Raw genomic sequence first — 575 nt, forward strand, 5'->3', positions numbered from 1 at the left:
TCATCGAGATCTGGGGCGCGGATGCCGCGGGCCGCCCGTCGACCGAACGCGGCGCGTTCGACCGCGACCAGCACGGCTTCGCCGGCTTCGGTCGCGCGGCGGTCGACCGCGATGGGCACTACTCGTTCACGACGATCAAGCCCGGGGCCATGCGCGAGGGCTCGGCGCCCTACCTGCTCGTGGCGGTGTTCGCCCGCGGCGTGCTGCACCACCTCTTCACCCGGGCGTACTTCGGCGACGAGGCGGAGGCGAACGCCGCGGATCCGCTGCTCGCCCGCGTCGACGCGAGCCGCCGCGACACGCTCGTCGCGACGGTGGATGCGCCGGGCTCCTACCGGTTCGACGTGCGCCTGCAGGGCGACGGCGAGACCGTGTTCCTCGACTACGGCACCGAGGTCTGACGAGGATGGTGGCATGACGGACTGGGGACTCATCGATCCGGGCGCGGCCGACGCGACGGGCACCGACGACGACGCCGTGCTCGCCGCGATGGTCGAGGTCGAGCGCGCGCTGCTGCGCGCGTGGGGCGGCGTGCTCGACGAGTTCCTGGATCCGCAGGCCGACCGGCTCGACGT

General features: G+C 73.2%; 1 protein-coding gene. It reads left to right on the forward strand.

What is annotated here, in order from left to right; all coding sequences use genetic code 11:
• A partial coding sequence (pcaG, locus tag GH736_RS24095; RefSeq protein ID WP_159607625.1) for a protocatechuate 3,4-dioxygenase subunit alpha occupies positions 1–401 on the forward strand: 401 nt, incomplete at its 5' end.
• Between the last annotated feature and the right edge of the window lie 174 nt (positions 402–575).

The sequence above is a fragment of the Agromyces humi genome (assembly GCF_009720255.1).
GTDB classification, from domain to species: domain Bacteria; phylum Actinomycetota; class Actinomycetes; order Actinomycetales; family Microbacteriaceae; genus Agromyces; species Agromyces humi.